Consider the following 23,029-nt stretch of genomic DNA (forward strand, 5'->3'; position numbering starts at 1 on the left):
CAAAATTTCACGAAGTTTTACTTGAACATAGCGAAACGCCGCCCCGATCGGCGTCGCGTCATCTGGACTTCATTCCAGAAAATGGCACACTGTTCCAAATAATGGAAATCGACGCCATAGGGACGTCGCCGTCGAGGGATTTGCCGTGCTCTTTTCAAAGCGTAACAAAACGCCGCTGCACGTCGGCGCGGCCGTCCTGCTTTGCGCCACGGCCCTGTCGCCCGTATCGATCGCTTGGGCCGCCGCGCCCCCTGCCGCGACGCCCCCTCAAGTCCCAGCGGCGGCCGATGTGCTGGCGGTCCTGAATCGCGCGAACAAGGCCCAGATCGACGCCATGCGCGCCGAACCGATTCCGCTTACCACCGGCGGCGCGGTCCGCGAGATCTCATCGAACTGGGTCTCGGCCACCTATTATATCGGCGCGGCGCGCCTGGCGCGCGTCACTGGCGACGCCGCCACCCTGAAGTTCCTGACCGAGGCCGCCGAGCACTACAATTACGGCCTCCGCGGCGCCCGGTCCGGCAAGGCGATGCTGAACGCGGACGAGTTGGCGATCGGCGACCTCTACCAGGAGCTCTATGCCCGTCGCGGCCAGGAAGGCGTGATCATGCCCCTGCGCCAGCGTGTGGACTGGTCCCTGCCCCACCTTCGACGTCAGCCCGTTCCCGAGCACCTCGTCTGGTGGTGGAGCGACGCGCTGTTCATGGCCCCGCCGGTCCTGTCGCGCATGGGCGCCATGACCGGCGAGAAAAAGTACTTCGACGCGATGGACACCCAGTGGTGGCGCACCTTCGCGCGCCTCTACGATCCCGATGAAAGCCTCTACTTCCGCGACGAGCGTTTCATCGAACGCCGCGACGACAAGGGCCGCAAGATCTTCTGGTCGCGCGGCAACGGCTGGGTGATGGGCGGCATGGCGCGGCTGCTGGAATCGCTGCCGGCCGACTACTTCAATCGCCCGCGCTACCTGGCCATCTTCCGCGCCATGTCGGCCCGCGTCGCGGGCCTGCAGCGCGCCGACGGGCTATGGGCCGCCAGCCTGATGCAGCCGGAGCAATTCCCCGAGGCGGAGACCTCAGGCTCGGCCTTCTTCGTCTATGCGATGGCCTGGGGCATCAACCACGGCATCCTGGACCGGGCCACCTATCTTCCGGTGGTCGTGAAGGGCTGGAATGCGCTGGAGCGCCAGGTGCTGCCCAACGGCATGATCGGCGCGGTCCAAAAGACCGGCGACCAGCCGGTGACCACCCTGCCGACCGACATCGGTCCGTACGGCACGGGCGCCTTCCTCCTGGCGGGGCTCGAGATCATGAATCTCGACAAACCGCAGACGGCTCTTCCGCTCTCCGAACCGAAGCCGGACGCCGCGGCGCTCGTGTCCGCCAGCACGCCGACCCCGGCTCTGCCCCGGACCGTGCGAGGCCCGGAAGAGACCGCGCGCCACGCCACCGAAATGAGGGCGGTCGCCGCCCTCGCCTACGATCCAACGATCGAGGGACCGGGCCTCGCCCCCGCCCAGGTCCCGCCCGCCGCGCCAGGCCAGCCGACGCCGCCGAAGATGATCTATCGCATGGCCCCGCCACCGGCCGGCCAGGACAAGCCCCGCGCCACCGTCCGCTACGCGCCCGAGCGCTATGACGATATCCTGTGGGAGAACGACCGCACCGCTCACCGCATCTACGGCCCGGCCCTGGAACAGTACGAGCCGCCCTCTACCTCGGGGATCGACGCCTGGGGCAAGAGCGTCCGCTACCCGTTCATGACCCGCCAGCTGCGCACCGGCGACCAGCACGCCTATCACGGTGAGGGCATCGACTATTACAACGTCAAGACCTACCGCGGCGCGGGCGGCCTGGGCGTGTGGGACGGCGGCAAGCTGTGGGTGTCTCGCAACTGGAAGGACTACAAGGTCCTCAAGGACGGCCCGGACGTCGCGTCGTTCAAGGTCAGCTACGCCCCGTGGAAGATCGGCGGCGCCGAGAAGACAAAGGCGCGTGAAGTCTGGGAGAGCCGGACCTTCACCCTGCCGATGGGCACGAATTTCACGCGCATGGTCTCGACCTTCGGCTCCAACGCCAAGGGTCCGCTGACCGTGGCCCTTGGCATCAGCAAGAAGCCGACAGCCCCCACGGCGGGCGACCTCAAGGTCGACAAGGCCAAGGGCGTCTTCTCGTTCTGGGATGTCACCGATCCCGACAAGGGCACGATGGGCGTCGCCCTGCTGGTCGACCCACGACAGGTCGTCGACGTGGTCGAGACCGACACCGACTGGCTGGTGCTGGTCAAGGTCACGCCCGGCAAGCCGTTCGTCTACTACATGGGCGCGGCCTGGGACAAAGGCCTGGACTTCCATAGCCGCGCCGACTGGGAGACCTACGTCTTCGCGCAGAAGCCCGACTTCAATCCGGGGCGTTAGCCGTCAAAGCCGCTGAAGACCCGCATCCTCGTCATCCCGGAAGCCTCGCAGAGGCTATCCGGGACCCAGGGGCAAATAGCAGTGCGGTCGCCGCTGGGTCCCGGCTCTCCGCTTCGCTGCGGCCGGGATGACGAGGGGGCGGAAGCTCAATTGGCCGAACCTGCCCTTTACCGAGGCCGCTCCAGCGTCGCGGCCATCAGGCCGATCACGACCTCGTTGGCCGAGGTCCGCACCGTCAGCGAGCGCAGCGCCTTGCGCGGATCCAGCGCCAGCGACAGCACTGTCGCCGCGCCGCCATGAACCTCGCGTCCTTGGCCCTTGAAGCTTGCCGCGTTCAGCACCCGAACCTGGCCGGTCTCCAGGTCCACGCGCGTGGGCGGCGGCGTATCGACACGGAACTGGTAGTCGTCGACGAAGTAGTCCGCCTCGATCGGCCACCAAGTGTCAGGATTTCGCAGCGGCAGGCGCGCCTTTGTCCCGTCCTGATAGGTCACCACCACCTCGCCATTGTCGAAGCGGCTCTGCATTGGATTGGTCGAACCGGCCATCAGCAGATGAACGCGGCTGGCCTTGCCGGCTAGCGGCACGACGGCCTTGGCCGGATAGTTGTCCCACAGCGACGTGAACGCGATGTTCGGAACATCGGGTTCGCCCGGCGTGGCGAAGACCACGCCATCGGGTGTGGAGATGCGGCCGCCCTGCCCGGCCGCGAGCCTGCGCAGGCCGGTGTCGTCGATCTTGGCCGCCTGGTTGACGTTGCCGGCCCAACCGCCCAGCCCCTGGGCCGGAAGCCCCAGCGAGGGCCCCTTGGGCCGGGGTGAGCGGTATTTGCCCTTGGCGAAGATCGCCGTGACCTTGTCGTTGAAGGCCAACGTCACCGGGTCCATTCGCCCGCGCGCGATCGCCTGCACGGCAGGTGCTCGCGGCGGCGGCGCCGCCGATCCGGCGACCGGCGCCAACCAGGTCAGGCCGTTGCGCGAGACCTTTACAAAGCTCTTGGCCGGTCCGGCTGACTTGGCCGGCGAAACCGCCTGGCCGCTCCAGCGGACGACGATCTCGGCGGCCTTGTCGCCCGGCGCGGTGATCTCGATGGCCGGACCGCCGATGGCGTCGGGCGCGGATCGCCAGGCCGCCTTGGCGCCGTTGACCTCGACCCCCGCCACGGCGTCGCGCGGCGCTGGCAAGCGCAGGACCACGGTCTTGAAGCGGCTATCGCCCGGCGTCAGGGTCCAGTGATCCGTGTCCGCGGAGCGGCGGAAGCCATAGCCGAAGGCCGGGTGCTTGATCGCCGCGTGGCCCCAACTGGCGGGAAAGCCTGGGCGGATGGTCATGACGCCGGCCAGGGCATCCGGCCGCAGCCCGAAGAGACCCTCGACCATGGTCCGGGCGGTCACCCCCGCGCTATCGGCGAAATCGCGCTGCGACTCCCGCCGATAGACGTCTGGCCAGGCCAAGGTGCCCATGTTGCCGGGCGAGATGCCCATGAACATGCTGGCCAGGAAGCCGCTCTTGGCCAGCGCGAAGGCCTCGTCGTTCTGGCCCGACTGCCACAGCGCCAGGGCCGTGTGCAGGTTCTCCTGGGTTGCGACATTGTTGATCGACCAGGCATAGGGCAGCCAATCGGTCGTGGCGTAGAGCCCGTAGCGCGCATCGCTCGGCACGCCGGGTCCCTTGATCGGCACGCGCGGCAGTCGCCGCAGCGCGTCCGACATGCGCCAAGCGTCCGTAGGAGAGACAACCTCGGAATCGATGGCGTGATAGTAGGTCCACAGGCCGAAGGCCGGGTGCAGCCTCTGCTCACCCAGCAGGTCGCGATACTCACCGTAGGCGCCCTCGTCCGGCATCCAGAGCAGCGCGCGCATCGCCTCCTGGATCGCGTCGGCTTCGCGATCGTAGGGCGCGGGATCTTCGCCGATCAGACGGGCGAGCTTGGCCGCCATGCGGTTGTGATAGGCTTGGTAGGCCGACGAATGGGTCGCGCCGCCGCCGTTGTACGAGAGGTCGTCGCTGGCCCAGATCGCGGCATAGGCTTCATAGAGCGGCAGCTTGCGCGGGCCGTACTCGCGGCGGAAGAGCCGGCGTTCCCAGGCCAGGTGCCGGGTGATGGTCGGCCAGAGTTCGCGGGCCAGCTTGAGGTCGCCGGTCCACGCCAAGTGCCGGAACAGCGCGTCGATATAGACGGTGTTCATGTCGTAGTGGGAGTTCGACAGGTCGCCGTTCGAATGCAGCGCCTTCTCGGCCCGCGCCAGGTTGGCGTCCTCGTCGGCGGGCGGGATCGTCGCGGGAATGGGCGAGACGTTCTGGCCCTTGGCCCAGGCGCGGAAATGCTGGTCGGCGCGGTCGGGGCGGCCTAGGGCGTCCAGCCAGTACGGCCCACGCCAGCCCAGCAGGCGCGTCCGCCAGGCGACCGCGCCATGCATGACCGCCTGCTGGGGCCCGTCCCAGGTGGCTTCGGCCCCGACGTTCAGCGCCTCCATGGCGGCGTTGACATAGGGGTCTGGCGTCTCGACCTGGACCTGGTCGCGGAGGGACTGGACGTGGCGGCGGGTCTCCTCGAACCGCGCGCCGAGCTCGGCCTGGGCGAAGGCGGCCGGTCGACGCACCGGTGCGGGCGCGGCGTCGGGCTTTCCCGCCCTGACCGCCTTGTATTCGGGCAAGTCGTCGGCGGCGCTGGGATCGACCCGCTGCAGGGCGACGATCAGCGGGACGTTCGACGACAGGGCCGCGCGACCCACGGCGACACTTCCTTGCTCCGCCCCCTCGCTCTTCAGGAGGCGGCCGATGTCACCCCATGCGGCCGCCTCACCTCGCGAGAAGCGCGCTGGCCCGCTGACCGCGCCCACGATCACCGCCTGGGGCGCGCTCACCTGGAAGCCGTCGCCGCTCAGAGCGACGCGGTTGGTTTCCGCGAAGGCCGGCTTGAACTGGAACCACTCGGAGATCGGGACCTTCTCGGTGCCGATGTCGCCATCGCGGACGCCGCGCTGGCCGGTGACGCCGCCGTACGCCCAGACCAGGTCCAGGCCTGGCGGCAGATCGACGCCCTCGACCCGCAAAGACAGCCCCTCGGTCACGGCATAGGCCAGGGCCTCGACCCGCAGCACGCCCTGCCCCAGCAGTGGATCGCGGATCTCGTAGATCAGCTCGCCGGGGCGGTACCGCGTGACGATCTGCTTGGCCTCGTGCAGCCAGCGGGCGCCGTTCGGACCGGCGACGCCGAGCCGTAGATTGCCGCCGCGACCGGGCAGGTAGAGAACGAATTCAGGCTTGTCGCCGCCATCGACGCGGAAAGCGGTGTCGCCGCCATAGAGCGGCCGATTGAAGGTCTCCCCGCCATTCTCGATGACGAAGTCGCCGTTGTCGGGCCGATAGCGGATCGGCCGATCCATCTGGCCGACCAGATTGGGCTTGGGCCCGCCCGCCGCCGAGGGGACGGTCTGGGCCCAGACCAGGCTAGGCGATAGGCCCGCCAGCAACGCCAGGGCCAGACCCGTATGTCGACGCGATCGTTTCATCACCCGCCCCTGATCAAGCGCCGCGCTTGTCGACCTCTACGGCATAGACATGATTTTCGCCGTGCATGTTCGACGTGAAGACGATCCATTTCTGGTCGGGCGTGAAGGTCAGGTTCGGCTCCAGGCGATAGTCGTGGGCCGACATGTCGACCAGGCGCTCGCTGGCCATCTTGTCCACGGTGATCAGGTCGTCGGCATAGAACTGCGTGGCCGCGTCGCGGATGGTCTCGGGCCGGAAGGCGTAGATCCACTTGCCGTCCTTGGCGTGGGCGACCATGTCCTCGTCGCCGCCGTCGCCGGCGAACAGCTGGCCGTCCCGAGCGACATTATAGTGCACCGACCACTCGTTCTGCTCGACCCGGCGATAGAGCTTCTTGCCCGTCGCCAGCTCGTGGCCGGCGATCCAGAACACCTGGCCGCGCGGGGTCTGCAGATCGTACCAGATCCACTTGCCGTCGGCTGAGAAGAACTCGTGGCCGGCGATCTCGAAGTTCATGGTCCGGGTGTGGATCTTGGTCAGGGCCGAGCCGTCCGTGCGGATCGTCCAGATGCGGTCCACGCGGTTCCAGGGTCCCTCGTGACAGAACATCACCAGAGTCGGATCGGTCGGCGAGAACTGGGCGTGGCCCAGCCACCGCTCCGAGGCGTGGACCACCTTGCGCTCGCCGGTCTTCAGGTCGAGCGTGAAGATCTCCATCGGCGTCGGCGTCTCGAACCGCTCGGTCATCCGCACGCCCTTGGCCTTGGCGAAGGACAGGGGTTTGCCGTCGGGGCCGTTGGCGGCGTACTCGGCCTGGCCGAAGCGCTTGCGGTCGTCGGCGGTATTGGGCTGTAGGGGCTTGCCGCCATAGGTGACGACGCCCAGCAGCAGGGTCTCGTCGGCGTTGATCGAGGCGATGCCGCCCTGGGCCAGCTTACCCACGACCTTGGCTTTGCCGCTGTCGATATCCAGCGCGTAAATGGTCTTGGCCCGGTCAGCCGGCAGCCCCTCGCCCGGCGCGGTGACCGAGTAGTACAGGCGTCGCGACCGCTGGGGGAAGAACAGCAGGTCCGCGCCTTTGGTCTGCGGCAGCGGCGTCAACTTGAACGTCTTCAAATCGACCAAGGCCAGGCCGGATGGCGTGGTGATCGCCAGCTTGTCGCCCTGCGGCGTGTAGCCGTTCTGATGGAAATAGAGGTTCTTGCTGCCGCCCTCTTCGGACAGCCGCACCACGCGATGGCCGGTCTTGGCGTCGCGCCATTCCTTCGGCGCGCTGGCCGCGCGCGTCGGCTGCTGGGCGAACACTGGGCCGGCCAGGGCCGCCGCCGCCAGACCAAGAACGGTTCTACGCTCAATCACGAGGACTCTCCGCAAAAAGAGAGGTCTGGCGCGGGGAAGGACCGCGCCAGACCCAGGGGGAGGAGTAGAGGAAAGACGCTTAGTAGGTCCAGCGCACGCCCAAGAGGATCTCGCGGCCCGTGTGGCGATAGTCGCTGATGCGGTCGGCGGTATCGACATAGGCGTCGGTGAACTTGTCGCCGAGGTTGATGCCTTCGAAGGTGATGACGAGGTTGTCGCGCAGTTTGTAGCTCGACGAGAAGTCGTAATAGGTGCTGCCGTGCGTGCCGTGTTCGCTGTTGCCGTTGGAACCGGGGAACTGCGTCAGGAAGCTCGACCGGCGGGCCGCCGAGGTGCGGGCGCTGAACTTGCCGCGCTCGAAATAGAGCGTGGCGTTGGCCGTGGTCTTCGATTGGCCGGTCAGCTTGTTCATCCGCGGTGCGGCCGTCGTGCCGTAGTTCACGTTCGAGCCGACATAGGTGAAGTTGCCGATGAAGCCGAAGCCACGCAGGTAGTCGGGCAGGAAGTTGAACGGCTGCTGGTACTGGAACTCGACGCCCTTCAGCCAGCCGCCTTCGCCGTTATAGGGATTGGTCACGTCGAACAGGTCGTTGACCGAAACGCCGGCGCTGGTGCTCAGCAGACTGGCCGGCAGGCCCAGCGAGCTGTAGACGGCGCGGGTCGTCTGGCTGGCGATGAAGCTGTCGATCTTCTTGTAGAAGACCGCCACGCCGATCAGGGATTCCGGCGCGAAATACCATTCGGCGGCCAGGTCGAAGTTGGTGGCGCGGAACGGCTCAAGATCCGGATTGCCGAAGCTGACCGTCCGGGTCGTCGCGCCGACCGAGCCGCCGGGCGTCAGGCTGCCCAGGGTCGGACGCGCCATGACCTTAGCGATGCCGCCGCGCAGGATGAAGTTGTCGCGCGGCTCCAGCGTGATGTTCATCGAGGGCAGGACGTCGGTATAGTCGTTCTTGCGCGTCAGGTAGACGCCGCTCCCGATGAAGCCCTGCGAGGTGACCTTGGTGTGGGCCACGCGGTAGCCGAAGTCCGCGCGCAGCGGCATGCCGCCGAGCACGGTGGCGTCCACCACCGCCTGGCCGAAGCCCGACAGGTCCTGTTCCTCCACGTCGCGGGTGTCGCCCTGCTGGACGATCAGCGGGAAGTTCAGCAGCTTGGTGTACTCAACGGCCTTGTCGATATTGGCCACCACGTACTTGCGGTCGCCGCCCGGGAACGGGAAGTCGCGGCCGAACGAGACCACCTTCGAGAAGGCGCCGACGCCGACGATCTGGTTGGCGGCGCTCAGGACCTGGTTGCGGCTCGCGCCGCGATACTTGACCACGTACTGCTGGGCGTCGAGGCCGCCGCGCAGCTTCAGGTGCTCATCGACATCGAACTCAAGGCTGCCACCAGCGGTGCGGGTAATGTTCAACGACGTCTGCACCGCCGAGCGCATCTCGGTCAGGGTGTAGTTGGCCGGATTGGTGACATCGAAGCCGTAGGTGATGATCGGCGTCCGGTCGTTGGCGCGGGCGTCGTAGGTGTAGCCATTGACGTCGTTGCGATCGAGCTGGAACGAGATCTGCTCGGGCATGCGGTAGTCCGAGTTGGCCACGCCGATGCGGGCCTGGCCACGCAGACGATCGGTGAACTCGTACTTCCCGGACAGGGTGACCTGGGTGAAGGTCGTGTGGTCACGCTGAGTGCCGTTCTCCGAGCGCACGTCGACCTTGTCGAACACGCCGTAGGTGAAGGTGTTGCGGTCGTTCAGCGCATAGTCGCGAACGATGGTCGAGCCCACGCCCGCCGCGTTGGAGCGGCTGAACGAGATCGCTTCCAGGTTCGGGCTCTCCGTGAACTGGTTCAGGTCCGAGTACAGGACGTCCAGCGACAATTCCGACTTGTCGTTCGGGCGCCACTGGGTCGCGAAGGTGAGGCCCAGGCGCTCGGAGTTGATCTTCGAAGCGGTGTAGCGCGGGATGCGCGGATAGAAGGCGTTCTGGACCTTGGCCAGCTCGTCCGGCGTCGCGCACTTGGAGCAGCTGGCGAAGTTGTCGCTGGCGTCGGCGCCCTGCCAACGGGTGGTGTTGAAGCCTTCGGCCACCGGCTGGCGCTTCGAATAGGCCACCGAGGCCAGCACGCCGAAGGTCTGGTCCGGATTGGACCAGCTCAGCAGGCCGGCGGCGCGCGGCAGGATGCGGTCGGTGATGCTGTTGAGGCTGCCCTCGGCCGAGGCGGCGGCCTTGAAGCCCTTGAAGTCGAACGGACGACCGCTCTGCAGGTCGACCGTGGCGCCCAGCGAGCCCTCGGCGACGTCGGCCGACTGGGTCTTGCGCACCGTAATGCTGTTGAAGAGCTCGGAGGCGAAGACATTGAAGTCGAAGCCGCGGCTGCGGTTGCCGCCGCCGGTGGCGATGGCTTCCACGCCGTTGATGCGCACGCGGGTGAAGTCGGCATTGAGGCCGCGCACCGAGATCTGGCGACCTTCGCCACCCACGCGGTCGATGGTCACACCCGGCAGGCGCTGGATGGCTTCGGCCAGGTTCTGGTCCGGGAAGGCGGCGATGTCTTCGGCCAGGATGGCGTCGATGGCGCCGATGCTGGTCCGCTTGGCGCCCAGCGCCTTGCTCAGGCTGGAGCGATAGCCGGTAACGACGATCTGCTCGACGGCCGAAGCCTCATCGGCGGTTTGCGGCGGCGCGGCGGTCTGCGCCGACGCGGCGCCGGCGAGCATCGACACGGCGAAGGCGCCGCCGAGCAGAGCGCTCGCCATCAGTTGTTGACGCAGGGTGCGCGAAGCCATTTCGTTTCTCCCTAACCGGACTGACACCGGTATCATTAATTGTCACATCGTTTTCCACAATGTGAGATACTAGCCCATATCGTGCAGTAAACCGGTTTAGTAGGCAACCACCTTGTTGGCTTCGCGACGAGGCGTCAGCGGCGACGAGCTCGGCAATGGGGACAGCGCCGAGAGCCATGCTGTTGTTTCAACAGGCTTTACGCCCGCTCGCCTGTGAGGCGAACGGCGATGCGCACCGCATTTCCACTGCAGCGGATCATAGTCGGCCAAGCTGAGCCTCAAGCATGGCGCGGGGCTCTCCGGCCACGCGCCCGCTCGATCCAAGGCCTAGGGAAGCGGCTTGAAGCCCTCGGCGCGGACGGTCCACTTGCCGTCCTTCGGGAAGCCCGGCGCTGGCCCCTTCGAGCCGTCCCAGCCGCCAGCCATCATCGCCACGGCCGCCAGCAGAGAGCCGTTCGACGGGAAGTAGGTCTCAGCCGCGCGGCGATAGCCTGGGCCGTCCGGCCCTGCAGGCTCGCTGGCCGGCGTGGCTTGGCCGCCCGCCCCCGCCGCCTTGGGCACGAAGGCCTGGGCGTGTTCGTCCAGGTGGACACGCGGCGTCATGCCCGAGACCCCGAACTTGTTGTTCTTTGCGTCGTAGAACAGCCAGTCGACGGCCTTGTCCGGCTCACCCAGGCGCGCGGCGGTCATGGCCACCATCGGATAGTCCCAGCCCCAGGTCTGGCGCAGGTCCCAATCGCTCTCGACCGCCCGCAGCGTGCGCCGCATGGTCTCGCGATCGACGCTCTTTCCCGGGATCAGGCCATAGGCCATCAGGAACGAGGGATGGTCGCGGTTCATGCACTTGGGGTCGATGGCGCGCCGCGAGCAATCCTTGCTCTTGGCCAGGTCCCAGAAGTCCGGGGTCGTCTCGGTCGGAAGGTAGAGGCCGTCCTTGGTGGCCGGCGCGGGCAGCCCCTTGATCACCGCGTCCCACTCGGGCTTGCGCCTCAAGCCCTGACGTTCGCGCCACCGCTGCGCCGTCTCCAGGCCCCAGCGATAGTATTCCAGCTCGAAGGTCGGGTTGGCGGTGGTCAGGGGGTCGTAGTTCTCCTGCACCGGGATGATTGGCGGCCCCAGGACGTAGCGCCCGGTCGCGTCCTTGTGCGGGAAGCTGGCCAGCAGTTCGGCGGTCTCCGAGACCAGCGCGCCGTACTGGGCCAGGGTCGCCTTGGTCGGCCTGTCGCGCCAGATCAGCTCCGACATCCAGATCGGGTGCGGCTGCTGCCACATGATGAACGGCGAGACCTTGCTGGGGCTGTCGACGCCATCGGGTCCGGTCATCTTCGGCCACCAGGCCCCCTTCAGCCCGTGGCTGGCCGCACGCGCCTGGGCGTTCTTCAGCTGGCTCACGTACCAGGGCAGGCTGCGCTCCAGGAGCGCCGGCCTGTTCCAGAGCGCGAAGTGCCCCGCATGCCAGGCATGCATCTCGAGGTGGAACTTGCCGTTCCAGCTGTTGGAGAACAGCCCCTCCTCCTGAGGCGGCACCTCGCCCGCGCCGTTCAGGGCCATAAGGTACTGCGACAGCACCACGCGGCGCTCCAGCTCCGAGGCCCGCGGGTCGGTGCTGCCCGAGAAGTCGACGGCCGCGCCTTGTGTCCAATAGGATTTCCAGTGCGCCCGCGTGGCTTGGTCGGCGAGCGCCACGGACGGCAGCTTCGCCACGGCCTGGCGCGAAAAGGCGACCTCGAGGCCCAACGTCCGTCCCTTGGCCTTGGGCGCGACCGTGAAGCCGTGCGGGCCGGTGGCCGTGAAATCCACCGCGCGATCGGCCTGCAGAGCCGCGAAATAGCGGGTCGCATCCAGCTGGCGCGAAACGTCGAGGCGCGAGGCGCCCTCCCCCGTCACCTTGGTCGTGTGCAGCGCCGGATGGGTCCAGTCGGACGGATCCGGATTCAGGGTCTTGGAGACGCCCGGGAACTTCACCGAAAGCTTCAGCCGTCCCTGAGCGACCAGAGCCGAGTCCACGTCGACCACGATCATGTCCAGAGTCGGGTGGACTCGCGTGCGGACCGTCACGGCATCGCCGTCATAGGTGAAGCGGCTCGTCAGCACCCCGGTCCACAGGTCCAGGGTCTGTTCGGTCTGGGTCAGGTCCTCGAACTTGGCCGGCTTGCCGGCCTTGTCGCGCAGATCCAGGGCCACGCGGCCGAGCGAAAAGCGGTGGGGGTTCTCACGCAGATAGGCCAGGGCCGGACGGGTCTCGGCCTCGTTCCAGTCCTTCATGTAGGCGTAGGGCTGCTTGGTCCCGCGCACGTCGATCGGCGTCGTGCCGTCGGCGTAGGTGTAGTTGTTGGGGTTTGGAAAGGCGTGCCAGGCCCATTGAGCCTCGGTCAGCAGCGGCGCGATGCCGGAATAGGCTTCCGGGAAGGTCTGAAGGCCGGTGATGTCGGCGGTGAAGCCGATCTGGCCGTTACCGACCATCAGGGGCGCGGAAGGGTCGACCTTCGTCAGCTTCACGTCGTGGCGGCTGACCAGGGCGTGGCGGTCGATGGGCTGCGCCAGCGCCGGAGTGACCAGGCAAGCCAGCGCGAGGCCGGCGACGAGAACGCGTTTCATGCTTACTCCCCATCCTACTACGGGCGGGCGCTGAACCGTGCCGGATCAGGCCCAAAGGCTTGACCAAGGTCGATGCACGTTTGCCTCAGCTCGGCGCCATTATTTCATTTTATAGAACGATATCTCATATGATGGAATTTGCTACAAGCGTGGTTCTGCGCGTCGTCGTTGCGCCGTGGACCTTCGGCGCAGCCGCGTCCTCGCAGCGAGCAGCTTACGCCTAGGCGCTTCTAGGACACCGGCGACTTGGCCGGCTGGCCGTTGATCCGCACGTTGTCGAAGGTCAGGCCCTCCACATGGCGGACGATGTCTTGACCGGAGACGTCGTTGAACTCGCAGTCGATCAGCTTCACGTCACGGATCGGCGCATTGGCGAAGCCCTGAAGATCGAGCGCGCGCGGGCTATGGCCGCTCACCAGGCGCTCCACCACCAGGTTGCGGAACACCGGGACATAGGGCCCGTTGGCGCCCTCCTGGTAGTTGTATAGTCGATGGTGATCACCGCCTTGGCCACCTGGCCGACGGCGATGTCGCGCACATGGATGTTCTCCAGCGTGCCGCCGCGCATGGCGTTGTTCTTGAAGCGAATCGCGATGTCGAGGCGCGGGCTGTCCATCTTGCAACGCTCGACGAAGACGTTGCGCACCCCGCCGGTGATCTCGCTGCCCAGGGTGACGCCGCCGTGACCATCCATCATCTGACAGTCGCGGATGATCACATTTTCGGTCGGCCGCTTCAGCCGTCGCCCCTCGGCGTTGCGACCTGACTTAATGGCGATGCAGTCGTCGCCGGTGTCGAACACGCAGCCCTCGATCAGCACGTCGCGGCAGGATTCCGGATCGCAGCCGTCATTGTTGGGGCCGTGGCTACGGATCTTCAGTCCTCGGACGATGACATTCTCGCACTCGACCGGATGGATCTCCCACATCGGCGAGGCGACGATGGTCAGACCCTCGATCAGCACGTTCCGGCACCGGTAGGGCTGGACGAACATGGGGCGAATGGTGTGTCCGGCGCCGAACACCCGCTCGGCCACGGGCACGCCCGCCTCGGCCATGTCGCCCAGGCGCCTGCGGTCGCTGACCACGCCGGGCGGCGGGCGCTTGACCCAGTTCCACCAGTGGTCCGCGTCCGCCTGACCATCCAGGGTCCCCTCGCCTGTCAAGGCGATGTCGTGCTGGTCCAGGGCATAGATGAAGGGCGAATAGTTCAACAGCTCGATGCCCTCGTGCCGCGTCAGCACGTTGGGCAGATAGGCGGCTGGATCGCGCGAGAACTTCAGGGTCGCGCCCTTGGCGACGTGCAGTTCGGTCCAGCTCTTCAGATGGACAGCGCCCGTCAGCCAGACCCCCGGCGGGACCACCACCCGGCCGCCGCCGGCCTTCGACGCCGCCTCCAGCGCGGTCGCGATCGCCTGGGTGCAATCGACCTCACCGCCCGGCTTGGCGCCGAACCCGGTGATCGGAAAGTCTCGGCGCGGAATGGTCGGCGGCTTGATCCGAGCCAGGATGGCGGCGGCCTCCTTCCAGCCGTCGTCGCGGTCGGGCGCGGCGGCTCGGGCCAGGGCCGGCAGGCCCGCCAGCGCGGCGCTGGACGCGATCAGGCGACGACGCGTGGTCTGGATCATCGGCGAACTCCTCATGGCAGCGGCAAGGGATCGCGGGCGCCGCGCCAGGTCCAGCGCACCTGGTCGGGCTGGCCGAGCTTACGATCGGCGGCGCGGACAAAGGCCAGTTCCTTGTCGAACTCGGCCTGTTTCAGCGGGACGCCCACGGCGTCGATCGGATTGATGAAGGTCACCGGGCGTGGGAACGCCGCCAGGGCCAGGTCGCCGAGCTCGTACCGCCGCAGCACGCCGGGCGGCAGCACTTCCGGCAGTTCGCGTTGGATCGGCTGGTCCACGGCCATGCGGTAGGCGGTCAGGCTGTTGTCGGCATAGATCGCCGCGACCCGATCGTCGACCGCGCCAAGGTGCAGGGCCACTGGCCCCAGGGCGCCCACGCCGTAGACGCTGATCGCCTTGGGATCGACATCGGGCCGCGCCGCGAGCCAGTCCATGGCGCGCACCGCGTCGTCCAGGCGCAGGCCCAGCGGCGTCTTGTTCACCAGCAGGGCGCGGGTGGCCAGGAGGTTCCAGTCGCCCAGCACCGAGGCCTTGATCTCCTCGGTCCCGCCGGCGCCCCGCGCCACCACGACCAGCACAATCCGGCCGGCCTTGGCCAGGCGCGCGGCCTCGGCCCTGACCGCCTGCGGTTGGCTGGTCAGCAGCAACACGGCCGGCATTCGGCCGCCGCCTTCCGGCGCCGTCAGGATCGCGTCGACCGCCTGGCCGTCGGCCACCTTCAGGCGCAAGGCGCCGTTGGCGCCCTCGACCGTGTCAAGCGGCGCGGCGCCAGGCTGAACCTGGGCGAAGGTTACAGCACGGATGTCGGCCTTCAACTTGGCGCGCAACGCGGCGACGTCGGCGACCGAAGCGACGGCGGGCCGCTTGGCCGACACGAGCTTGGCGCGCGCGGCGTTCAGGGTCTGGATCGTCTCGCCGCCGATCGAGGTCGAGATCTGGCCGGTCGGCGTGACCAGCAGCTGGTCGGGCGACAAGCGCGGCGCGGCGGCGAACGGGCGCTTGTCGGGCTCATTCTTCAGCCATCGGGTGAAGAATGCGACGATGTCGGACGAGATCGGAGCGAGCGCTCCGTGGCCGCCAGGACCGTAGATCCAGCTCAGTCGATCCTCGGCGTCATAGAGCTTGTAGACACCCTTGATCTCGTCGACCGCCTTCCTGGCGCCGGCGAACGGGAACATGTCCTCGGTGGTCGAAACCACGGCGTAGGGACGCGGCGCGGCCATCTCGACGAAGTCGGCGAGGTCGAGGCCGGCGGCCAGGAAGCCGGGGATCGACTGCTCGCCGTCCTGGGGCCCGACGGTCGACAGCAGATGGTCGAAATCGGTGACGTAGCAGGCCGTTGCGGTGGCCTTGACCCGTTCGTCCAGGGCCGAGAGGAAGGCCGTTATCGTGCCCCCGCCCGAGCACCCGAAGGCGCCCAGGCGTTGAGCGTCGACGTCAGGCCGCGCGGCCAGATAGTCCAGGCCCCGGACGGCGTCCCAGATGAAGTAGCGCGAGACGTGGTCGCCGACCGGCGCGGTCTGCCAGGCGGCCAGACTATGTTCGCCCGTCGGCCGGCCGACCTTGGAGGCGCCGAGTTCGGAATCGTAGTGTTGTAGCCGCTCGCCCTCGGAGACGATGTCGTAGGCCAGGGTGATGATACCGGCCCGCGCCAGGTTCACCGCGAACCCTCGGTTGCCGATCTTGCCGTCCAGGCCATGGCCGGGCGCGACGATGACGGCTGGAAACGGCCCCGCCCCCTGCCCCGTCGGCACATAGACATTGGCGGTCACATGATAGCCCGGCAGGCTGTCATAGGTGATCTTCTCGACCTTGAAGCCCTCCTCCTGGATCACGCCATAGGTCTGGGCGGCCAGCGGCGTACGCGTCGGCGGCAGGCCGCCGATCAGCTTCAGGACCTTGGCCTTGTTGCTGGCCTTGCGGGCGTCGGCGTCGCTGGGCGTCCTCAAGCCGGCGACCTCGGCCGCGCGCGTCTTCAGGTGTTCGCGCGCCAGCCCGTCGATATAGGCGGTGAGTTCGGCGCGGCCGGTCGCGGGGGTCGCGGTCTGAGCCAGGACCGGACCGGCCGACATCAACAGGATCGCCGCCGCCGCGCTGAAAATGCGCCGATCAAGCGCCCAAGCCCTCCCGGCCGACACCGGCGTCATGCGGGCGACCAGCCCGACAGCAACTTGGGAAGCGTATAGCCCCGGGCCGCCGCCGTCGTCAGTTGCCGGCGTCGCGAGGATGGTTTTCCGGCGCCAGGACCCCGGCTGCCATATTCGAAGAGGCGCGCGTCCTCCGGCTCGTACATGGCCCGGCGCCCGCCCTTCAAATTGTAGTGCATGGGGTACCAGGCCTCGGGGACGATGTGATCGTCCATCCAGCAGCGGACGAACGCCGCATGGCCGACGGCGTCGGGGTTGCCATAGCGGCCGTCGGGGAACGTCATCGTGTGGCGCCAAGGCCGCCCCAGCGCCATGGTGTGGCGCGACATGTCCGCGTCCTTGGTCAGTCGGCAGTCAAGAAAGACCAGGCCGTGGGGCTGACGGCGGTCTGTGTCTGGCGCGGCGATGAAGCCGTGGAAGTCCTTGCCCGGGCGGGTGCGCGAGCGGATTTCGCAATGGTCGAACACGGCCACGCCCCGACCGTAGATGAAGTCCACGCAGCCGCTGATGTAGCAGCGGCGGAAGAGGCTGCGACCAGCGTCGGTGAACAGGGTGTCCTGCCAACCCGTCAGGGCCACATCCTCGAAATAGGCCCGGTCCGAGCCGTCGGCCAGCTTCAGCGCGGTCGCTTGGGCTCCGCTCGCGCCGGTGCGGTCGTAGGGCACGTCGGGCGGCATGTGGCCCGGATAGTCGAAGTCGTTGGCGATCGTCAGGCGCGCGGCGCGAAAGCCGGGCGCGGACACGACCATCGTCGCGATCTCGTTGGAGCCTCCCGACTTCCGGCCGCCGGCGTAGTCGCCGAAGACGATGGTGCTGGCCGCGCGGCCTTCGCCGAACAGCCAGACATTCGGCTTGGTCACGACCAGTTTCTCGCGCCAGGTCCCGGCGGTCACCAGGATCCTGAACGGACGGTCGCCCGAGGCCGGCGCGGCGTCGAGCGCGGCGGCCAGGGTGGCGTAGGTCTTGCCGCGAGGATCGGAGCCCTTGGTCGACACCACCGCGTCGAAGCCGGTCCGGGTGGCGGCGAGAGCCGGAGACGTAAGGGTCAGGCCGCAGACGCCGACCAGCAGCGTCCGGCGGTCGAAGACGATGGACATGACGGTCCTCGAAATGAAGACGGCGCGGCCCCGAAGGACCGCGCCGCGCCAAGCTTAGAAGGTGTAGCGGAAGCCCGCGAAGAACTCGCGACCCGTCTCGTGGTAGAACGACACCAGCTGGCTGGAGTCGTAGTACTGGTCCTGCCTCTCATTGGTGAGGTTCACGGCCTCAAGCGTGAAGGCCAGGTGCTTGTTCCAGGTGTAGGTCAGCGACGCATCGAAGTTCAGCGTCGCCTTGGTGCCTTCCACGTCCGAGCCGTTACGTCCCGGGATCATGGTCAGGTACTTGCTGCGATAGGCGGCCGAGACGCGGCTGCTGACCTTCTTGTTCTCGAAGTAGAGCGTGGCGTTGTAGCTGTTCTTCGAGAGGTTGGTCAGCGGACCGATGGCCGCCACCGTCCCGGTCGAGGACAGATACGTCACATTCGAGGTCACGTGGGTGTAGTTGCCCAGGAAGCCGAACTGGTCGAACGGAGCCGGCAGGAAGGTGAACGGCTGCTGGTAGTTGACCTCGAAGCCCTTCAGCGGACCGCCGGGCGTGTTGACCGAGGTGCTGAACTGCCAGACCGGGAGACTGGGCGCGCAGCCCGGCGTGCTCCCGCAGGCGGCGACCGCCGCGCTGTCGGGCAGGCCGAACGGGTTCTGGTCGAAGGTCGACAGCGGCGAGGTATAGGCCTGAACGAAGGTCGAGATGTCCTTGTAGAAATAGGCGAAGGACAGCAGGGCCTGAGGCTGGAAATACCATTCGATCGCCGCGTCGACCGTCTTGGCCCGGAACGGGTCCAGGAACGGGTTGCCCGAGGTGACGGTCTTGTTGCTGCCGGTTCCGATGTTCACGCCCGGCGTCAGGGAGCCCAGGTTGGGGCGCGACATCACCTTGGCCGCGCCGAAGCGCAGCAGCAGGTCCTCGTGCGGTTCGACCACCATGTTCAAGGCCGGCAGCACGTCGTCATAGCTGCGGGTGGCCATGGTGGCCGAGATGGTCTGGTAATTGACGCCGCTGACCGTCGACGGAACGACGCCGTAGCCAAGGGCCTTCTGGCGGGTCTTCACATAGCGCACGCCCAGATCGCCGCGGACCGGCACACCCCCGACGTCGAGGTTGAAGTTGCCCTGCAGGTATCCCGTCGTGTCCCACTCATCGATGGCGTAGTTGGCCCCGAGGCTGGCCTCTTTGCCCAGGTGGTAGATGCCGCAGCCGCTGGTGAAGCACTCGTTGCCGAACGGGCTGACCCAGACCGTGCCCGGCGTGGTGGTGATCGTCTTGCCGTAGGTCGGATCATCCATGTGCAGGGCCGAGAGCGCCTTCTGCAGGTCGGGCGTGATCCAGGAGGTCACATTGCCGGCCGGCAGCTTCAAGCTCGAGAAGTCGATCGTCTCAGCATAGCTCGACCGCGCCACGTTCCGCAGGTCGGCGGAAGACACCGGGTTGATGTTGGCTGAGGTGCCGTTGGTCCGCGAGAATGCGGTGCTGTCGGTGTTGTAGGCCTTGTAGGACAGGCCGCCCTTCAGCTTGAAATTGTCGCTGAAGTCATAGGCCAGATCGAACTGAGCGGTCTTGTAGCTGTTGTCGACATAGCCTTGAACCATGCGGATCTCGGCCAGGGTCCAGGCGTCGGCGTTGACCGTGTCGCCCGTGCCGTACTTGATGACGGGATAGGTGTCGCCGCCACTGTAGTCCCAGCTGTAGCCCTGGACGTTGTACTGGTCCCACTGGACCGTGTTCTGGACCGGGTTGGCGAAGGTCGACTTGGCGAAGCCCAGCACGCCCCGCACCTTCAGCTTGTCGGTGAGTTGATGCTCGCCGGTCAGGGTGAACTGCCGGAACTCGGTCTCCAGTTCGTCGTGGCGCTGCTCGGTCTTGAGGTCGATATTGTTGAACGTTCCCTTGGTCATGACGGGGAAGTTCGAGCGCGGCGACACAACCGTATAGTCAACCACGTCGACCTGGTTGATGCCGCACGAAGCCGGCGAGGTCGCCGTGCAGGCGCCGGCGGTCTGGGGCGTGAAGGTCTCAAGGAAGTCCTCGTTCCGCTCGCCCTTGAAGTCGGCGTAAAGCACGTCGAACGAGACCTGGGTCTTGTCGTCCGGCGCCCATTGCAGCGAGCCGGTCATGCCCAGGCGATCCTGGGTGGTGTGATACCAGTCGAAGCGCGGAATGCGCGGATGGACCGCGCCGTTGGCCTCGGCGCAGGCGGCGGCGTTGGTGGCGCAGGCCACGCCCTTCACGCTCCGGAAGCCGGGCGACGCGGCCGTGCCGGTCTGCCAACGCACCGTGCTCGTGCCCTCGTCCAGCAGGTCGCGCTGAGAGTACGCGACCGAGAACAAGGCCCCGATCGTATCGTCGCGCCAGGTGTTGGAAATCAGCGCGGCCATGCGCGGCGACGCCTTCTTGGCCTGGTCGTTGTAGCCGTACTTGCCCGACACCGCGAAATTGAAGCCGCGCTTGTCGAACGGGTGGGCGGTGTTCAGGTCGACGGTGGCGCCGAGAGAGCCTTCTTCCGTTTCGGCCGAAGCGGTCTTCTGAACCGTGATGCGATTGAAGAGGTCCGAGGCGAACACGTTGAAGTCGAAGGAACGGCTGCGGTTCGTGCCGCCCGAGGCGTCGGTGCCGCCCGACGTCGTCAGGGCCTCCATGCCGTTGATGCGCACGCGCGTGAACTGCGGTCCAAGACCGCGCACCGAGATCTGACGCCCTTCACCGGCGTCGCGGGCGATCGCCACGCCCGGAATGCGCTGGATTGATTCGGACAGGTTGAGGTCCGGGAACTTGGCCATGTCCTCGGCGTAGATGGCGTCGACCGCCGCCGCCGAAGAGCGCTTTACGTTGAGGGCCTGTGCGAGGCTGTTGCGAAAGCCCGTGACGACGACCGTTTCGACGGTGTCGTCCGAGGCCGCCGGCGTCGCGCTTGTCTGGGCCATCGCCGCCCCGGCGCCCAGCAATAGGGCTACGGCGCCGCTGCCGCCGACGAGGCGCGCGCGGAATCTGGATCGTTCTGACTGCAACATCCCATTTCCTCCGTGGCCCGGCGTTCTTATGACACCGGTATCATCCGAGGATCATAGTTCGAGACGTTCAGCGCTTTTGCAAATGGTTTCGCTACCGCGATCTCATCAGACCCATCCGATGGGCGAACGGAACTTAGCCCTCAACCGTCGGCGGCGTGCTCGGGCTTCCCTTTGCGCTTGGTGTGGGCGAACGCCTCAAGCTGCTTTTCGCTCATCGACAGCATCGATTTGGAAGCGCCCTTGAGCTTGCTCTTAGGGGTATCCCCGCGTTTGGCCGAGAGCGCGGCCCCGGCGGCCTTCTGTTGAGCGGCGGACTTGGCGGGCATGGTGGCTCCTCCTGCTGCCCCCGACACGTCAACGCGCGGAATGGCTTCGGGTGGCGCAACGCCCCGCCTTGGCCCAGGGCCGAGCGGCGGCGGCCAAGGCTTCAAAGCAAGTTTGGCGCGCCCTGCTGGATTCGAACCAGCGACCGCTCGCTTAGAAGGCGAGTGCTCTATCCAGCTGAGCTAAGGGCGCGCGTGCCGGACCCGCCGAGGCCTAGTGGGTCCAGGGTTGCTTGCGGTTGGCCGCGAAGTTGTCGGCATAGGCCTTGATGATGCGCTTGGGGGCCTTGGCTTCGAAGATCTGGAAAGCAATCTCGTGACGCTGGGCGTAGGCCACGGCCTCGTCACGCGTCTCGAAGGTCAGGCGGATCTGGCCGTTCATGTCGCTGGAGGTGGTCCAGCCCATCAGCGGATCGGCCTTGCGGGCCGAGGCCGGTTCGAACTCCAGCACCCAGTCCTTGGTCTTGGCCTTGCCGGACTGCATGGCGTTCTTGGCGGGGCGATAGATGCGGGCCAGCATGGACCTCTCCCAAAGTACTTACCGATGGTCGGAGCGGCAGGATTCGAACCTGCGACATCCTGGTCCCAAACCAGGCGCGCTACCAGACTGCGCTACGCTCCGAAACATCGGCAGGCGCGTGCTCTACAGGCGTTCGACGCGCGGATCAACGGATGGAGCGCCGCAATTATCCCTTCGGGAAGATTCGATGCAGCACCCGGTCGCCCGGGAGGATGCCCAACTGAGCCGCCCTGCCCCCGGCGATCTCCAGCACGCCCAGGACCAGGCCGCCCGCGGGCAGCGGCGTTTCGTCGTGCGGACGGGCGTTGCGGACGATCGACAGGATTCTGCCGTCCGGCTGGATATAGATGATGTCGAGCGGGATCAGGGTGTTCTTCATCCAGTAGGCCGCCGGCTGTGGCCGCTTGTAGGTGAAGAGCATGCCCCGGTCGGGGGCCAGCGACTTGCGAAACATCAGGCCGCGCTTCTGCTCGGCCAATGTGGCGGCGATCTCGACCTGAAAACGCGCGCGGCCGCGGCTGGCGACCACCTCGACGGTCTCCAGCTTCGGCGCCGCCCAGGCGGAACCGCCCGCGCCGACGCCAAGCGCCAGCGCGGCCAGCAAGCCTCGCCTGTCGATCATCCGTCCCGCCATGCGCGCGCCTCTGTCAGAGCCAGTCCCTGTCGAGACTAGCGGTCCGACCGGGGCGGCGAAAGTCAGACGTCGCCGGGGGTGATTTCCGCGACCACCAGGCCCTTGGGCCCGCGCGCGAACCGCACCAGGACGTCGTCGCCCGGCTGCAGGTCCTCGAGCCCGCCCCGACGGAGCGTCTCGATATGCACGAAGATGTCGCCGGGTTCGGCGTCGCGGATCACGAAGCCATAGCCCTTGGTGCGGTTGAACCACTTGACCTTGGCGTGCTCGGCCGGTCCTTCGGGCTCCAAGGCGTGACGCCCATGCCCTTCTCTCAGCGGATCGCGGCGTGGCGGCCCATCGGCGAAGGTCCGCTTCTGGCGCTCAAGCGGCGCCGGCGCGGAGCTTTCGTCGAGATTGACGACCTCGCTGACCTGCCAGCCCTTGGGCCTTCGCACCACGTCGCACACGATCACCGCCCCCTCCATGGCGGTTTCGCGGCCGCAGTTACGCAGCGATGTCACATGTAGAAGCACGTCCTTAAGCCCGGTCTGGCCCGGATCATCCGGTACGATGAACCCGTAACCCTTGCCGGCGTCGAACCACTTCACCCTCCCGCTGATGCGCACGAACTCTTCGTGCGCCGCAGCGTCCTCAAAATCGAAACCAGACATCCCACCCCTCTGGCTCGCCCAATCAGCCCATCGGAGCGAGCACTACGAGAACAGTGTTCTCGCGTGGCGAGAGCCGTCAATGACGAAATCACGTCAAAACGGCGCGCAAAGGCGTTCCGCGACATTTCGTCGCAGCCACAAACCCGAAACAATTCTGAAATACAGCCGAAGATGGCAGTCCCTAGGGGAGTCGAACCCCTCTCTCCAGATTGAAAATCTGGCGTCCTAACCGATAGACGAAGGGACCACGTCACCGCCGGAGCGGAACATCGTCAAAATATAGCCTCGCGGGTGGCAGTCCCTAGGGGAGTCGAACCCCTCTCTCCAGATTGAAAATCTGGCGTCCTAACCGATAGACGAAGGGACCAC

The 23,029-nt window shown here is 66.9% G+C and carries 13 protein-coding genes, 4 tRNA genes and 1 pseudogene; 1 reads left to right on the top strand and 17 read right to left on the bottom strand.

The window, feature by feature from the left end; genetic code table 11:
- Window positions 1–145 precede the first annotated feature (145 nt).
- The gene (locus AC1RRV_RS09790) at window positions 146–2,416 is read left to right on the top strand and encodes a glycoside hydrolase family 88 protein (RefSeq protein ID WP_492859433.1); all 2,271 of its coding nucleotides are present in this window, start codon (window positions 146–148) and stop codon (window positions 2,414–2,416) included.
- A gap of 167 nt (window positions 2,417–2,583) precedes the next feature.
- Here AC1RRV_RS09790 and AC1RRV_RS09795 read toward each other — a convergent pair whose 3' ends face one another.
- From AC1RRV_RS09795 to AC1RRV_RS09875, 17 genes and pseudogenes are all read right to left on the bottom strand, one after another.
- Window positions 2,584–5,931: a DUF4450 domain-containing protein gene (locus AC1RRV_RS09795; RefSeq protein WP_492859434.1), complete on the bottom strand. Its 3,348-nt coding sequence runs from the start codon at window positions 5,929–5,931 to the stop codon at window positions 2,584–2,586.
- 13 nt (window positions 5,932–5,944) lie between these two features.
- Window positions 5,945–7,270, bottom strand: coding sequence for an oligogalacturonate lyase family protein (locus tag AC1RRV_RS09800; protein ID WP_492859435.1), 1,326 nt, complete (start codon window positions 7,268–7,270; stop codon window positions 5,945–5,947).
- A 79-nt stretch (window positions 7,271–7,349) separates the two neighbouring features.
- Window positions 7,350–10,055, bottom strand: a complete 2,706-nt coding sequence (locus AC1RRV_RS09805) for a TonB-dependent receptor (RefSeq protein ID WP_492859436.1) — start codon at window positions 10,053–10,055, stop codon at window positions 7,350–7,352.
- Window positions 10,056–10,382: 327 nt separating this feature from the next.
- The gene (locus AC1RRV_RS09810; protein ID WP_492859437.1) at window positions 10,383–12,653 is read right to left on the bottom strand and encodes a hypothetical protein; all 2,271 of its coding nucleotides are present in this window, start codon (window positions 12,651–12,653) and stop codon (window positions 10,383–10,385) included.
- 230 nt (window positions 12,654–12,883) lie between these two features.
- Entirely contained in the window at window positions 12,884–13,069 is a 186-nt protein-coding gene (locus AC1RRV_RS09815) for a hypothetical protein (protein ID WP_492859438.1), read from the bottom strand.
- Window positions 13,066–14,280 carry a glycoside hydrolase family 28 protein gene (locus tag AC1RRV_RS09820; protein WP_492859439.1) on the bottom strand — a complete coding sequence of 405 codons (1,215 nt, stop codon included), beginning with the start codon at window positions 14,278–14,280 and terminating at the stop codon, window positions 13,066–13,068. Before AC1RRV_RS09820 ends, AC1RRV_RS09815 begins: the two co-directional genes overlap by 4 nt.
- A gap of 11 nt (window positions 14,281–14,291) precedes the next feature.
- Complete coding sequence (locus AC1RRV_RS09825; protein WP_492859440.1) at window positions 14,292–16,349, bottom strand: alpha/beta hydrolase family protein; 2,058 nt, start codon at window positions 16,347–16,349, stop codon at window positions 14,292–14,294.
- 71 nt (window positions 16,350–16,420) lie between these two features.
- Entirely contained in the window at window positions 16,421–17,521 is a 1,101-nt protein-coding gene (locus AC1RRV_RS09830) for a pectinesterase family protein (protein WP_492859441.1), read from the bottom strand.
- A gap of 54 nt (window positions 17,522–17,575) precedes the next feature.
- Complete coding sequence (locus tag AC1RRV_RS09835; protein ID WP_492859442.1) at window positions 17,576–20,443, bottom strand: TonB-dependent receptor; 2,868 nt, start codon at window positions 20,441–20,443, stop codon at window positions 17,576–17,578.
- Between the two features lie 227 nt (window positions 20,444–20,670).
- Complete coding sequence (locus AC1RRV_RS09840) at window positions 20,671–20,856, bottom strand: DUF3008 family protein (protein ID WP_492859443.1); 186 nt, start codon at window positions 20,854–20,856, stop codon at window positions 20,671–20,673.
- A 113-nt stretch (window positions 20,857–20,969) separates the two neighbouring features.
- Window positions 20,970–21,046: transfer RNA gene (locus AC1RRV_RS09845), tRNA-Arg, on the bottom strand.
- A 21-nt stretch (window positions 21,047–21,067) separates the two neighbouring features.
- Entirely contained in the window at window positions 21,068–21,373 is a 306-nt protein-coding gene (locus AC1RRV_RS09850; RefSeq protein ID WP_492859444.1) for an ETC complex I subunit, read from the bottom strand.
- A gap of 25 nt (window positions 21,374–21,398) precedes the next feature.
- A tRNA-Pro gene (locus AC1RRV_RS09855) sits at window positions 21,399–21,475 on the bottom strand.
- Window positions 21,476–21,539: 64 nt separating this feature from the next.
- Window positions 21,540–22,098 (bottom strand): annotated as a pseudogene (locus tag AC1RRV_RS09860) (DUF192 domain-containing protein); the annotation flags it as partial.
- Window positions 22,070–22,660 (bottom strand): stationary phase survival cold shock domain protein CspD, encoded by a 591-nt coding sequence (cspD, locus tag AC1RRV_RS09865; RefSeq protein ID WP_492859445.1) that lies wholly within the window; start codon window positions 22,658–22,660, stop codon window positions 22,070–22,072. The gene cspD and the pseudogene AC1RRV_RS09860, both read right to left, overlap by 29 nt.
- A 172-nt stretch (window positions 22,661–22,832) precedes the next feature.
- Window positions 22,833–22,907 (bottom strand) — tRNA-Glu (locus AC1RRV_RS09870).
- Window positions 22,908–22,952: 45 nt separating this feature from the next.
- Window positions 22,953–23,027: transfer RNA gene (locus AC1RRV_RS09875), tRNA-Glu, on the bottom strand.
- Between the last annotated feature and the right edge of the window lie 2 nt (window positions 23,028–23,029).

Source organism: Caulobacter sp. GW821-FHT11E10, assembly GCF_058808375.1.